The organism is Salinispora pacifica CNR114 (genome assembly GCF_000514775.1).
Lineage (GTDB): Bacteria > Actinomycetota > Actinomycetes > Mycobacteriales > Micromonosporaceae > Micromonospora > Micromonospora pacifica.
Map to the genome: position 1 here is coordinate 184,665 of NZ_AZWO01000006.1, position 13,157 is coordinate 197,821.

Genomic DNA, 13,157 nt, shown 5'->3' on the forward strand with positions numbered 1-13,157 from the left:
AGAAAATGCCGGTATCGGTCACCATGCCCCGGCTCGGTGAGAGCGTCACCGAGGGCACCGTCACGCGCTGGCTCAAGCAGGAGGGCGACACCGTCGAGGTTGACGAGCCGCTGCTCGAGGTGTCGACCGACAAGGTGGACACCGAGATCCCGTCCCCCGCGGCCGGTGTGCTGACCCGCATCGTGGTCGGCGAGGACGAGACCGCCGAGGTCGGCAGCGAGCTGGCGACGATCGGCGATGAGGCGTCGGGCGGCAGCGGGGCGGCGGGCGGCGGCGAGGCCGAGCCGCGGCAGTCGGCGCCCGAGCCGACCGCCGCCGCCGAGGGCACCGGCCCGGAGCAGGAGCAGCCGGCTCCCGCGCCCTCCGACGAGGGCAGCTCGTCGGGCGACGGCAGCCCGGTGACGATGCCGGCCCTCGGCGAGAGTGTCACCGAGGGCACCGTCACCCGCTGGCTCAAGCAGGTCGGCGACACCGTCGAGGTTGACGAGCCGCTGCTCGAGGTGTCGACCGACAAGGTGGACACCGAGATCCCCTCGCCGGTCGCCGGGACCGTCCTGGAGATCACCGTGGCGGAGGACGAGACCGCCGATGTCGGCGCGACGCTGGCGATCGTCGGCACGGCTGGTGCGGCGGCGAAGCCCGAGCCCAAGCCGAAGCCGGCGCCCAAGCCCGAGGCGAAGCCGGAACCCAAGCCGGAGCCAAAGCCGGAGCCGAAGGTCACCGAGCCGACCCCGGGTGCCTCCTACAACGAGCCGGCGGCCGAAGCCGAGAGCGCCCCCGATCCGGCGAAGGCGGAGCAGGCCTCCGCCCCGTCCGCGCCCGCCCCCCGGCCGGCGACGACCGGTGGCACGGAGAACGCCGGCTACGTCACCCCGCTGGTCCGCAAGCTCGCCGGTGAGCACGGGGTTGACCTCGCCACAGTCAACGGCACCGGCGTGGGTGGCCGGATCCGCAAGCAGGACGTGCTCGACGCGGCCGAGCAGGCCCGCGCCGCCAAGGCGGCTCCGGCCCCGGCGGCGCAGCCCGCCGCCCCCGCGGCGAAGCCAGCGGCCCGGCCCACGCCCAGCAGCAAGCGGGGTAGCACCGAGAAGCTGCCGCGGATCCGTACGACCATCGCGAAGCGGATGCACGAGTCGCTGCACGAGATGGCGCAGCTCACCACCGTGGTCGAGGTCGACGTCACCCGGATCGCCAAGCTGCGGGCGCAGGCGAAGGACGCCTTCCAGCAGCGACACGGCGTAAAGCTCTCCTTCCTGCCCTTCTTCGCCCTGGCGGCCGTCGAGGCGTTGCAGGCGTTCCCGATCGTCAACGCCCAGATGGACCTGGGGGCCGGGACGATCACCTACCCGGAGGCGGAGCACCTCGGCGTCGCCGTGGACACCGAGCGGGGCCTGATGGTGCCGGTCATCCACAACGCCGGCGACCTCAACCTGGGCGGTATCGCCAAGCGGGTCGCCGACCTGGCCGAGCGCACCCGGACCAGCAAGATCAGCCCGGATGAGCTCGCTGGCGCGACCTTCACGCTGACCAACACCGGCAGCCGGGGTGCCCTCTTCGACACCCCGATCGTGCCGTCGCCGCAGTCGGCGATGCTCGGCACGGGTGCCGTGGTCAAGCGTCCGGTCGTGGTCAACGACCCGGAACTGGGCGAGGTCGTGGCCGTCCGGTCGATGATCTACCTGGCCCTGTCGTACGACCACCGGCTGATCGACGGCGCCGACGCGGCCCGTTTCCTTGGCGCGGTCAAGGAGCGGCTGGAGGCCGGCAACTTCGAGGCCGAACTGGGCCGGTAACACCCGACCCGACGACGGTGGGCTGCCCGGTGATCCGGGCAGCCCACCGTCGTCTCACGGGTCCGGCTGCTCGGCGACGAAGACACCGACGCCGTGGACTCCCTCGACGAACCCTTGCGTCTGAAGGACCAGGATCGCCTGGCGCACGACCGTCTGCGACACGCCGTGCTCCTGCTTGAGCTGCGCCGTTGACGGCAACTTCTCCCCCGGCGCCCACTCCCCGGACTCGATCCGCGCACGGAAATGGTCCGCGAGGAGCACCCACTTCGCTTTGGCGGGCATCCACACTCCCAGATCTGCACCGCCATTCGACCATGAACAAACAGACACGACAGCACAGCTGCCTCGGCGGCACCCCACTAACTTGGTGCCCGCGAAACGCAGGACGCACGGTCCGCCCCGTTACGCGACCGGGTGCAGGTGCAGCAATGGACAGGTCACGAGCGGCGCTAGCCGCTGCTGTCATCCTCCGGCGGTTCTGCGACGAACACGCCGACTCCTTGCACGCCTTCTACCAAGCCTTCGGTACGCAACGCGAAGATGGCCTGACGCACGACGATGGCGGAGACGCCATGCTCCTCGCAGAGCTGCCGTGTTGATGGGAGTTTGTCTCCCGGAGCGGACTCACCGGACGCAACCTTCTCACGGATGTGGTCAACGAGCTTCGCCCACTTGGGTTTGGCGGGCATCTTAATCTCCCTGGTCTGCACCGCCATTTGATCACGCATCTACTTGTGATTGGAACCGATGCCCACCGATGCCTTGCTTTATATAAGCGCTTGTGATGCTGGGTCTCGGCCGGCTCCCTGGTCTGCAACCGGGCTGGTCACTCCGTGAAACGCGCCCGACCGGCCGCCCATCCCCCGGAGGTCTGTCGGGTGCCACGCCCTGCCCGAGCCTCCAACGCAGAGAAGGGCCTCAGGCCCCCGGGGACAGTTCCGGGCGTCAACCGTCCTGGCCCGGACCCTCCGCGCGCCGGTCCTCCGGTGCCGCGACCCGAGAGGAGACGCCATGCCACGAGCCGTACCTCGACCGACCGGCGCGGAGCGCAACTCGCCGAGGCGAAACACGCCGCGCGTACTCCCCCGGTGGTGGCGACCCGACCCGCCGGTGCCACTCGCTCCCCGCCACCGGCGGACCTGGCGGGGGCTACGGCGCTGGTGCTCGTGCGGCCTACGCTGGACCGCCTGCCCGGACCGGCACACGCCCATCCCGACCGAGCCGCCGACTCCGAGGCCGAGGCCGCGAAACACCCGTTGGCACGACGAGCCGACCCAGGCCAACCCACAGGTGGGGCGGGCCGGGCGGTTGACCTTCGCGCAGGCCTGGCGGGCGAACGGTGGACACTGGTGACGAAACGGCCGCACCCGCCCCTGCGGCCGCTCTGGCTGTGTCGACGATGCGGCGCATCGTGGCCGTGCGGCTCCGCACGTTTGACGCTGCTGCGGGAGTACGCCCACGATCAGGTTGCGTTGATCATCTACCTCGGCGGGCTGCTGTACGAGGCGACCGAACAACTGCACGCGCTCAACCCGCGGGAGATGCCGGACGCGGGTCAGCTCTTCGACCGGTTCCTCGGCTGGCACCGAAGCCGGACGTCCGGCCCATACCCACCGGCGAACCTGACGAACGGCGGTGGGTGCCGCGCCGAACACGTCGTCAACGAGGTCCGGAGCGAGTAGTCGTTTCGATACGCTACGCATGTGTGGTCGCGACACGTCCGTGCCCTGGAGTGGCTTCGGCAACGGGATCCGGACTACTGCGCCATCCGCCATGCGGCCCGGGTGACCCTCGTCGCGTGCCTTCTCTTCTACGGCTTCCGGTACGGCCTGAACAGCACGATCATGGCCACATACGCGCTCTTCGGCACCATCGCCGCCGGCATCTTCGCCCAGCTGCCGGGCGGGCCGGCGCACCGGGCCCGGACGCTGCTCGCCGCCCTGCCGGTCATCTGGGTCCTGATCGCCGTCGGGACCGTGCTGGCGGTGAGCACCTGGGCCGCCACGATCGGCATGCTCGTGATCGGGTTCGCCGTGGCCTTCGCCGGTGTCGGCGGGCCTCGCCTGATCGGCCTCGTCGGCGCGTTTCAGATCTCCTACATCCTGGCCAGCTTTCCCCCGTACCAGCCCGGCACCCTGCCGGAACGGCTGGCCGGCGTGACGCTCGCCGTCGTACTGATCGCGGCAGCGGAGGTGTGGCTCTGGCCCGGGCCGGCACCGGCAACCAGCGCGCAGCGCCTAGGCTGGGCCGCGCGGAGTATCGCCTCGTTCGTCGCCGCGCTCGCGGACCTGCTGGATGGGCAGCCGGCCGCGGGCGAAGCGGCCCGACGGCGCCGGGCCACGGCGGCCGACGCGGTCACGCAGACCCAGATGTGGCGGCTGCCGCCGTCCGAGCGGGCATCGTCGGCGAGCCGGCGAGACCACGCGCTGCGGGACGCGGCTACCGACCTACACCAGACATTCCGGCACGCCGACTGGCTCCTGCAGGCCCACCCCACGACCACCGACGTGGGCGCGGCGAGGTCACTACGGCGCTGCGCGGCGTCCCTGCGCCACTCCGGCGACGCGCTGTTGGGAACGGAGCGGGCGTCCCCCGACCGGGCCGTTTCCAGCGAGCACCAGCAGCCGGACGGCGGACGATCAGCCACTACCGAGAAACTCCGCGTGGCCGTGATCGTCCGATCGCTGGCCCGGCACACGGATTTCGTCGCGACAGCCGTCCGAATCGCCGGAGGCCACCCTGGCAACACCCCCCACCAACCGGGCGGACCGCACAGCTTCTGGTATCTCCGGCGGGGCACCCCGTCGCTGTACTGGCAACGGCTGCGGATACACCTCACCCCACGTTCCGTGTTCTTCCAGCGGGCCCTGCGACTCGCCGTCGCTCTGGCCGCCGCCCGGTTCGTCGCCGGTGCGCTGGATCTGGAGCACGGCTTCTGGGTGCTCCTGGCCACCCTCAGCCTCCTCCGGACCTCCGCGGCGGAGACGTGGACCACGTTCCGCCGGGCCATGGCGGGCACCCTCGTCGGCGCCGCTGCCGGGGCACTGTTGCTGCTGGCCGCTCCCGGGCAGGAGACGTACGTGGTGATCCTGCCCCTGGCGCTGGGGCTGACCCTGGGGGTGGGTCCGTTACTCGGGCTCGCCTGGGCGCAGGCGTTTCTCACGCTGGTGCTGATCGCCGCCTTCGCTCAGCTCACCCCGACCGACTGGCATCTGGCCGGTGTCCGCCTGCTGGACGTCCTGATCGGCGCGGCGATCGGCGTCGTCGCCGGCGTACTCATGTGGCCGAAGGGTGGCGGTGGTGAGCTCCGCCGGTACACGTCGGCCTATCTCGACGCGGGCGCCGAGGCGATCGAGGAGACGGTTCTGAAGGTAGCGGGACGAGCCCGGGGCCAACAGGCGCTTGCGGCCGCGCACCGGGCGCAGATCCTCACCGACGCATCGTTCTGCCAGTATCACCTGGAGCACACCGCTCCGCGCCCCACCGATGTGGACTGGGAGGCGGCCCTGGCCGCGGGGCATCGCATTGTGCGCGGTGCGGAGCGACTCGGTACCGGCGACCAGGCTGGGACGCTGGCGCACCGGTGGCCCGGGCCCACCGGCCAGCTCGTACGCCGGGCTCAACGGCTGCGGTCCGACTACGCCGACCTGGCCAGCCGCATGGCGCGGGGTCGCCTGCACGGTGCGACTCCCGTCACGCAACCAACGACGGGTGTCGCCGACCAGGTCCGCGAGATCATTCAGGGTGACAATCGAGAGGCCGACGTCCTGCAGCTGATCGAGGTCGACCACTGGTTAGCCGACCTCGGTCGAAACCTCAACCGAATTCCCACCCCGACCCAGCCGGGTCAGAGGCGCGGTCCATCCGCACCGTCGAGCGGCTAGCACGGACGCCCGTGGTGGTCGTAGGAACGAATCTTCGCCCGCCGGTGATCGCGGCCGCGACCGTCCCGGTGCCGGTAGACCTCGGCTGAATCGGTCAGGTGACCAACTCAACGCATCTGTCGCCCACCCATGTCCGAGAATATGAGCATGCGGATTCTGATGGCCGGCGCGTCCGGCTTCCTCGGCACCCGGCTGGCCGACCGGCTCAGCGGGGACGGGCACCACGTGACCCGGCTGGTCCGCCGGCCGCCGCACGGCGCTGACGAACGACAGTGGAACCCCACCACGGCCGAGCTCGACCCGGCGGTGGTGGCGGAGGCTGACGCCGTGGTCAACCTGGCCGGTGCGGGCGTCGGTGACCGCCGGTGGAACGACGCGTACCGGCGGGTCATCCGCTCCAGTCGGGTGGACACCACCACCACACTGGCGATCACGATCGCCGGGCTGCCGGCCGCCGACCGTCCGAAGGTACTGGTCAACTCGTCGGCCGTGGGGTGGTACGGCAACACCGGCGACCGGGCCGTCGACGAGGAGGCGGGGCCCGGCAAGGGCTTCCTGGCCGATGTCTGCCGGGGCTGGGAGGCCGCGACCCGGCCGGCCGAGGACGCCGGGGTACGCGTGGTCCGGCTGCGGACCGGGTTGCCGCTGCACCGCGAGGGCGGGCTACTCAAGCCGCAGTTGCTACCGTTCCGGCTCGGTATCGCGGGCCGGTTGGGCAGCGGCCGGCAGTGGCTGCCGTGGATCGCGATGGTGGACTGGCTGGACGCCGCCGCCCTCGCCATTGACCGCGCCGACCTCACCGGCCCGGTCAACGCGGTCGGGCCAGCACCGGTGACCAACGCCGAGTTCACCCGGGAACTGGCCCGGCAGCTGCACCGTCCGGCGATCATCCCGATCCCGGCGCTGGCGCTCAGGGTGGCTCTCGGGGGCTTCGCACAGGAGGCGCTGACCAGCGCTCGGGTCCTGCCGGGGGCGCTGACCCGAGCGGGGTTCACTTACCGTCATCCGGATCTGGCCAGCGCCCTGCACGCCGCGCTCGCGGCGGAACCGGACCGATGAGCAGTGAGCCGGTGCCGGGCGCGGCGACAGCGACCGGCTTTAACGAACTCTTCCGCGCAGGTCTGACCGGCGCGTCCAGCTCCGGTTGGTAACGTCCGCTCCGTGCCGACCTCGCCGTCCGTGTCCACGCCGACCCCGCCCGCCCGCGTGCGCCGTATCCGCCGGGCAGATCTGCTCGTGACGCTCATCGCGCTCGCCCTCGCAGTCTGGGTGACCAGCGGGCTCTGGCGGGACCCAAACGGTCGCACAATCATGGTCAACTCCAGCGACCAGGCGCTGTTCGAATGGCTGTTGGCCTTCGGCGGGCACTCCCTCACCCACGGGCAGAACCCGCTCTTCACCCACATGATCAACGTGCCCGACGGGGTCAACCTCGCGGTCAACACGTCGATCACCGTGTACGCGGCGCTCTTCGCGCCCCTGACGTACCTGATCGGGCCGCCGGCCACCTTCCTGGTGATCCTCACGCTCAACCTCGCCGCCACCGCGATCGCCTGGTACTGGCTACTCAACCGCCAGTTCGCCCGCAGCCCGCTCGCCGCCGGGCTCGGTGGCCTCTTCATCGGCTTCTCCCCCGGCATGGTCTCGCACGCCAACGCCCACCTGAACTGGACCGCCGGCTGGCTGGTCCCGCTGCTGATCTGGCGCGTCTTCGCGCTACGTCGCAGCGGCCACCGGATCCGTGACGGCGTCATCCTCGGTGTGCTGGTCGCGGTGGCGTTCTCCATCGCCGCTGAGGGGCTCTTCTTCACCGCGATCGCCCTCGGCCTCTTCGTCGTCGTCTGGGCGCTGCACCCGGCCAGCCGCGCCGAGGCCCGCGCGGTGCTGCCGGGCTTCCTCGGCGGGCTCGCGGTGACCGCGCTGGTGGCGGGGGTGCTGCTGGCGTACCCGCTGTGGCTGCACTTCGCCGGCCCACAACGCTTCGACGGCACCGGCTTCGACCCGGTGATCCACTCCGAGAACATCGCCGCGTACGGCGCGTACCCTCGGCGCTCGATCGCCGGCGAGGTCGGGCTCCGGACCGGTCTCGCCCCGAACCCCACCGAGGAGAACTCGTTCTTCGGGCTACCGCTGCTGCTGCTCACCATCGCCGCCTTCGTGCTGCTGTGGCGACGCGTCAAGCAGGCGCCCCAGCGGGCCACACTCTGGGCACTCGGGGCGGTGGCGGTGGTCTTCACCGTACTGTCATTCGGGCCGCAGGCCACGTTCGCCGGCCGCCGCTTCGACCTGCCGATGCCCTTCGACCTGCTGGCTCACCTACCGGTGGTGAACGCCGCGCTGCCCGCCCGGTTGGCGCTGGTCGTGGCGCCGGTGATCGGGGTGCTGCTCGCGTACACCGTGGATGCGCTCCGGGCCGAACCACCGCGCTCCCGGCCGGCCCGGCTCGCCTGGCTGGCGGCGTTCGCCGTGGCGCTGGTTCCGCTGACACCGTCCCCGCTGATCACCATCGAGCGGGAGCCGATCCCACGCTTCTTCACCTCCGGCACCTGGCGGGACTACGTCTCACCGGGCGGCGTTCTCACGCCGATCCCGCTGGCCGTGGACGTGTACCCGGACGGGCAGCGGTGGCAGGCGCACGTTCTCGCCGACCGGCAGGGCGAGTTCCGGATCCCGGCCGGGTTCTTCCTCGGCCCGGGCGGCCCGGACGGGCGCGGCCGGATCGGTCCGGTGCCCCGACCACTGAGCGCCATCCTCGACGAGGCCGCCCGCCTGGGTGTGGTGCCGATCGTCACCGAGGGCACCCGGGCGGATGTCGAAGCCGACCTGCGGTACTGGCAGATCGAGGCGGTGGTACTCCCGGACCAGGTACACGGGGCGAAGTGGGCCGTCGACGAGGAGGCGCTCCTGCAGACCGCCACCGCGCTGTTCGGTGAGCCGGAGCGCGTCGAGGACGTCTGGCTCTGGCGGATCCCGCCAGGATGAGCCCCGGGGACGACGCACCGTGCCCCGGCACACCGGTGAGCCGGATCACGAGCCGGGGTGACTGGCGGGTACGGGACTAGGCTGGTCGTCGTGAGCACGACTACCCCGGACCTGACCGTTGTCCACGCCGGCACTCTCGGCTACGAGGCCGCGTGGGAGGAGCAGCGCCGGCTGCACGACTCGGTGGTCGCCGACGAACGTGGCGACGCCGTGCTGCTGTTGGAGCACCCCAGCGTCTACACCGCGGGCAAACGCACCGAGCCGTGGGACCGGCCGATGGACGGCACGCCGGTCATCGACGTCGACCGGGGCGGAAAAATCACCTGGCACGGTCCGGGTCAGCTCGTCGGCTATCCGATCCTGCGCCTGCCCAACCCGGTCGACGTGGTCGCGTACGTGCGCCGGGTGGAGCAGATGCTGATCGACGTCTGCGCCGAGTTCGGGCTGACGGCCGGCCGGATCGAGGGGCGCAGCGGGGTCTGGGTGCCGGCGGACGACCGCGGGCCCGCGCGCAAGGTCGCCGCCATCGGCATCCGCGTCGCCCGCGGCGTCACCCTGCACGGCTTCTCGCTGAACTGTGACTGCGACCTGACGTACTACGACCGGATCGTGCCGTGCGGCATCAGCGACGCCGGGGTGACCTCGCTCGCCGCCGAGTTGGGCCGACCGGTGACCGTGGCGGACGCCCTTCCGGTGGTCGAGCGGCACCTGCCCACCCTCATCGAGCCCTGAGCCGCGAGGGCCCGGGCCCTGCCGAGGCCCGCCAGACCCGGGCCGGCGTCGATTGCCGACACCGGCCCGCTGGGTGGGCCGCACACCGGGTCGCTCAGGCTGGCCGACGCCGGATCCACCAGAGCGAGATGAGCGACAGGGCGGCGGTCAGGGTGAGTAGCACCCCGAGTTCCCGCAACTGCACCAGCCAGAACCGCCTTGCCGGCACGTAGCGCTCCTCCTGCAGCAGCCCCTGTGCGCCCAGCCACTCCCGGCAATCCGGTGTGCACTTTTCCTGGTCGGTCGGCCCGCGATACTCCGGACCGCCGGGCGTGGTCACGATGGCGTTCGACAGCTCCCACGAATCAGTTTCGCTCGGCCAGCCCTCGACCCTGGTCACCACGTCGTTCATTCTCGCGACCATGTTGGCACGCTCGGCGGTCAGCGCGGTGACGCGATGCACGGGGTCGGCGATCAGCGGGCGTAGTTCGACGGCGCCGATTTGTGTCGCCACGACGAGTGCCAGGGTCACCGCCATCGCGGCCAGGGTCTGGCGCAGCATCAGTCCGGCGGTCACCCCGATCGCGAAGGCGAGGGTGGCGTAGCCGATCGGGACCACGCCGCGGGTGGGAAAGACCAACGGGGTGATCAGATTGGCGTGGGCCAGGGTGGCGTGGGCGTCGTCGATGGGTTGCGCCCAGCTGGTCAGGGCGAGGCTGAGCGCACCCGCGACGAGTGCGGCTGCCAGGCCACCGACCGACAGCTTGACGAGCAGCCAGCGGCGTCGGGAGACGGTTTGGCTCCAGGCGATCCGGTACGTTCCGGTTTCGAGTTCCCGTGCCACCGTCGGGGCGCCCCAGAACACGCCGACCAGGGCGGGCAGCCCGAAGGACGCGCCGACGCCGGCGAGCTGGACCCGGCCGGCCAGGCTCTGCTCTATCTCGTCCAGGAAGGAGTCTGCCGCCTTCTGGCAGTCGTTGCCGGTGCAGCCGGTGTATCCGGTGCTCACCGCCAGACCGCGGACCTGCCACCAGGTGAAAAGGAGAGCACCGAACAGCACGGCCAGGCAGGCTGCGCCGACGATGGCCTGGGTCCGGAACTGCCGCCAGGCCAACCAGGTCATCGCTGTGCCTCCAGCACTCGTTCCGGCGCGGCCGCCGGGGCCGACCCACTCAGGTAGGCGAGCAGGATGTCCTCCAGATCGAGCTGGTCGGCCTGCCACGACGGGTCGTCGATCGGGGCGGTGCTGCGTACCACCAGGGTCGACTGCGCGGCGGTGTGCCGGTCCTCGATGAGAGTCCAGCCGTACGATGCGACGTCCACGGACTCACGCCGAGGGCCGATCAGGCGATGGTGGCTGGCGAGCAGGTCGTCGACGTCGCCGGCCAGCCGCACCTGGGAGCCGACCAGCACGATCAGGTGGTCACAGATTCGTTGTAGGTCGGAGACCAGATGCGAGGACATGATGACGGTCATCTCCTGCTCCGCCACCAGTTCCATCAGTGCCTGCAGAAACAGGCGGCGGGCGAGCGGGTCGAGCGCCGCCACCGGCTCGTCGAGCAGCAGCAGCTCGGGCCGTTTGGCGGCGGCGACGGTCAGCGCCAGATTGGCCCGCTGGCCGCCGGAGAGTTTGCCGGCCTTCTGACTCGGATCGAGCCCGGCCTGGGCGATTCGCCGCTCGGCTATCGCGCTGTCCCAGGACGGGTTCAGGCGGGCGCCCAGCCGTAGGTGCTCGGCGACAGTCAGTCCGGCGTAGACCGGGGCGTCCTGGGCGACGAAGCCGACCCGAGCCGAGCCACTGACCGGGCGCTCGCCGAGCACCTCGATCATCCCGGCGGTCGGTTCGAGCAGTCCGCAGGCCAGTTGCAGCAGGGTCGACTTACCCGCGCCGTTCGGGCCGACCAGGCCGACGACCTGGCCCACCGGCACGTCGAGCGTGCAACCGGAGAGCGCGGTGCGGCGACCGTACCGTTTGGTCAGATTTTCCGACCGAAGCACGTTGGTCATGCCCTCGCCTCCGCGAAGGCGCGGAACGTGCTCAGGAACAGCGCCTCGACGCCTTCGTCGTCGAGGCCCGCCTCGCGGGCCTCGACCAGCCACTGTTCCAGCTTCTGCCGCAGCAGCTCCTGTGCCGCGACCGCCGGGCCGTCGAGCGTCTTCGCGATGAAGGTGCCCCGCCCCTGCCGGGCCGTGACCAGACCTTCGTACTCCAGCTCGCGGTACGCCTTCGACACCGTGTTCGGGTTGATCGCGAGCCGGGCCACCACCTCCCGGACAGTGGGCAGTCGGTCGCCCTCATGGAGCACGCCGAGCCGAAGCGCGTGCCGCACCTGCTGGATGAGCTGCATGTACGGCGCGACCCCCGACTTTGCGTTCAAGTAGAAATCGATCATCCGTCCACCCCCGTTCTGCTAGTTCTCTAGCAGAATAACTTATTCTGGCCACGCGTCAAGATCGCCAAACCGAGCGCTGGGTACGGCACGGGTGAGTGGTGCTGTCGGTCAGGTTCCACCGCTCTGCGGGGAACTCCTCGCAGCACCGTGGCGGCACGGCGCCACGGCGGTGGGGCGTCGGGCGGCGCGGTGTCCGGCGTCACCGCCGCAGCGGCGTGATGCCCGTCGCCCAACACGCATCGACGGTGGGCGACGGGCGTAGGCTCGACTTCGTGACGATCGAGCACTCTGCGCCGACGGCCGGTCAGGCAGCGCGTACCGCGACGCCCGCTCCCGAGGGGCGGCGCCTCCTGCGGATCGAGGCGCGCAACGCTGAGACGCCGATCGAGCGGAAACCACCCTGGATCAAGGTCAAGGCCAAGATGGGCCCGGAGTACACCCAGCTGCGCGGGCTCGTCACGCGCGAGGGGCTGCACACCGTCTGTCAGGAAGCCGGCTGCCCGAACATCTACGAATGTTGGGAGGACCGGGAGGCCACCTTCCTCATCGGCGGCGACCAGTGCACCCGCCGCTGCGACTTCTGCCAGATCGACACCGGCAAGCCGGCCGAGTTTGACGCCGACGAGCCCCGCCGCGTCGGCGAGTCGGTGGTCTCGATGGGGCTGCGCTACGCGACCGTCACCGGAGTCGCCCGCGATGACCTGCCCGACGGCGGCGCCTGGCTCTACGCGGAGACCGTGCGGCAGATTCACGCCCTCCGGCCGGGCTGCGGTGTCGAGCTGTTGATCCCCGACTTCAACGCCGTCCCCGAGCAGCTCGCCGAGGTCTTCGGAGCCCGGCCGGAGGTGCTCGGACACAACGTCGAGACCGTGCCGCGGATCTTCAAGCGGATCCGGCCGGCCTTCCGCTACGAGCGGTCCCTGGACGTGATCCGGCAGGCCCGCGCCGCCGGCCTGGTAACCAAGAGCAATCTGATCCTCGGCATGGGCGAAGAGCGCGCCGAGATCTCGCAAGCCCTCCGGGACCTGCACGATGCGGGCTGCGAGCTGATCACCATCACGCAGTATCTGCGCCCCTCCCCCCGCCACCACCCCGTCGAACGCTGGGTCAAGCCGGAGGAGTTCGTCGAGCTTCAGAAGGAGGCCGAGGAGATCGGCTACGCCGGCGTGATGAGCGGCCCGCTGGTCCGCTCGTCGTACCGCGCCGGCCGCCTCTACCGGCAGGCCCTCGCGGCCCGTGGCGACGCCCCGGTTGACCGCGACAGCTGACCGTTTCCGGGTGGGGGCCCCCGCCGTGGTCGCGGCCGCCCTCTCCCTGCCCCACCGGCAGGGAGGGACCTGCTCAGCGCCACAGGGGCGGCCGGCGCCCGGCATGACCAGTACGCCCAGGCCGCG

Annotated in this window: 13 protein-coding genes; 8 read left to right on the forward strand and 5 right to left on the reverse strand. The window is 71.1% G+C overall.

Going from position 1 to position 13,157, the window contains the following annotated elements; translation table 11 throughout:
• The first annotated feature begins 5 nt into the window (after positions 1-5).
• Positions 6-1,793, forward strand: coding sequence for a 2-oxoglutarate dehydrogenase, E2 component, dihydrolipoamide succinyltransferase (gene sucB / locus B118_RS0105430; RefSeq protein WP_028192471.1), 1,788 nt, complete (start codon positions 6-8; stop codon positions 1,791-1,793).
• A gap of 54 nt (positions 1,794-1,847) precedes the next feature.
• Here sucB and B118_RS0105435 read toward each other — a convergent pair whose 3' ends face one another.
• Entirely contained in the window at positions 1,848-2,075 is a 228-nt protein-coding gene (locus tag B118_RS0105435; protein ID WP_043541024.1) for a GntR family transcriptional regulator, read from the reverse strand.
• Positions 2,076-2,242: 167 nt separating this feature from the next.
• Entirely contained in the window at positions 2,243-2,509 is a 267-nt protein-coding gene (locus B118_RS0105440) for a winged helix-turn-helix domain-containing protein (RefSeq protein WP_028192473.1), read from the reverse strand.
• 295 nt (positions 2,510-2,804) lie between these two features.
• Between B118_RS0105440 and B118_RS32675 the strand changes: the two genes are divergently transcribed.
• From B118_RS32675 to lipB, 6 genes are all read left to right on the forward strand, one after another.
• Positions 2,805-3,146 carry a hypothetical protein gene (locus B118_RS32675; protein WP_155246654.1) on the forward strand — a complete coding sequence of 114 codons (342 nt, stop codon included), beginning with the start codon at positions 2,805-2,807 and terminating at the stop codon, positions 3,144-3,146.
• Entirely contained in the window at positions 3,143-3,475 is a 333-nt protein-coding gene (locus B118_RS27935) for a hypothetical protein (protein ID WP_026270600.1), read from the forward strand. Before B118_RS32675 ends, B118_RS27935 begins: the two co-directional genes overlap by 4 nt.
• 21 nt (positions 3,476-3,496) lie before the next feature.
• Positions 3,497-5,677 (forward strand): FUSC family protein, encoded by a 2,181-nt coding sequence (locus B118_RS0105450; protein ID WP_028192474.1) that lies wholly within the window; start codon positions 3,497-3,499, stop codon positions 5,675-5,677.
• Between the two features lie 147 nt (positions 5,678-5,824).
• On the forward strand, positions 5,825-6,736 hold the full coding sequence (locus B118_RS0105455; RefSeq protein ID WP_026270599.1) for a TIGR01777 family oxidoreductase: 912 nt from the start codon (positions 5,825-5,827) through the stop codon (positions 6,734-6,736).
• Positions 6,737-6,838: 102 nt separating this feature from the next.
• Positions 6,839-8,659, forward strand: a complete 1,821-nt coding sequence (locus B118_RS0105460) for a DUF6311 domain-containing protein (RefSeq protein WP_026270598.1) — start codon at positions 6,839-6,841, stop codon at positions 8,657-8,659.
• A 90-nt stretch (positions 8,660-8,749) separates the two neighbouring features.
• Complete coding sequence (lipB, locus tag B118_RS0105465; RefSeq protein ID WP_028184593.1) at positions 8,750-9,391, forward strand: lipoyl(octanoyl) transferase LipB; 642 nt, start codon at positions 8,750-8,752, stop codon at positions 9,389-9,391.
• A gap of 94 nt (positions 9,392-9,485) precedes the next feature.
• Here lipB and B118_RS0105470 read toward each other — a convergent pair whose 3' ends face one another.
• Genes B118_RS0105470 through B118_RS0105480 form a run of 3 tightly spaced genes read right to left on the reverse strand, consistent with a single transcriptional unit; the run spans position 9,486 to position 11,763 of the window.
• A complete protein-coding gene (locus tag B118_RS0105470) occupies positions 9,486-10,493 on the reverse strand; it encodes an ABC transporter permease subunit (protein WP_028192475.1) in 1,008 nt (335 codons plus the stop codon).
• A complete protein-coding gene (locus B118_RS0105475) occupies positions 10,490-11,377 on the reverse strand; it encodes an ABC transporter ATP-binding protein (RefSeq protein WP_027647389.1) in 888 nt (295 codons plus the stop codon). Before B118_RS0105475 ends, B118_RS0105470 begins: the two co-directional genes overlap by 4 nt.
• Positions 11,374-11,763 (reverse strand): GntR family transcriptional regulator, encoded by a 390-nt coding sequence (locus B118_RS0105480; RefSeq protein ID WP_018812958.1) that lies wholly within the window; start codon positions 11,761-11,763, stop codon positions 11,374-11,376. Before B118_RS0105480 ends, B118_RS0105475 begins: the two co-directional genes overlap by 4 nt.
• A gap of 218 nt (positions 11,764-11,981) precedes the next feature.
• Between B118_RS0105480 and lipA the strand changes: the two genes are divergently transcribed.
• Positions 11,982-13,031: a lipoyl synthase gene (lipA, locus tag B118_RS0105485; protein WP_018223150.1), complete on the forward strand. Its 1,050-nt coding sequence runs from the start codon at positions 11,982-11,984 to the stop codon at positions 13,029-13,031.
• Positions 13,032-13,157 lie beyond the last annotated feature (126 nt).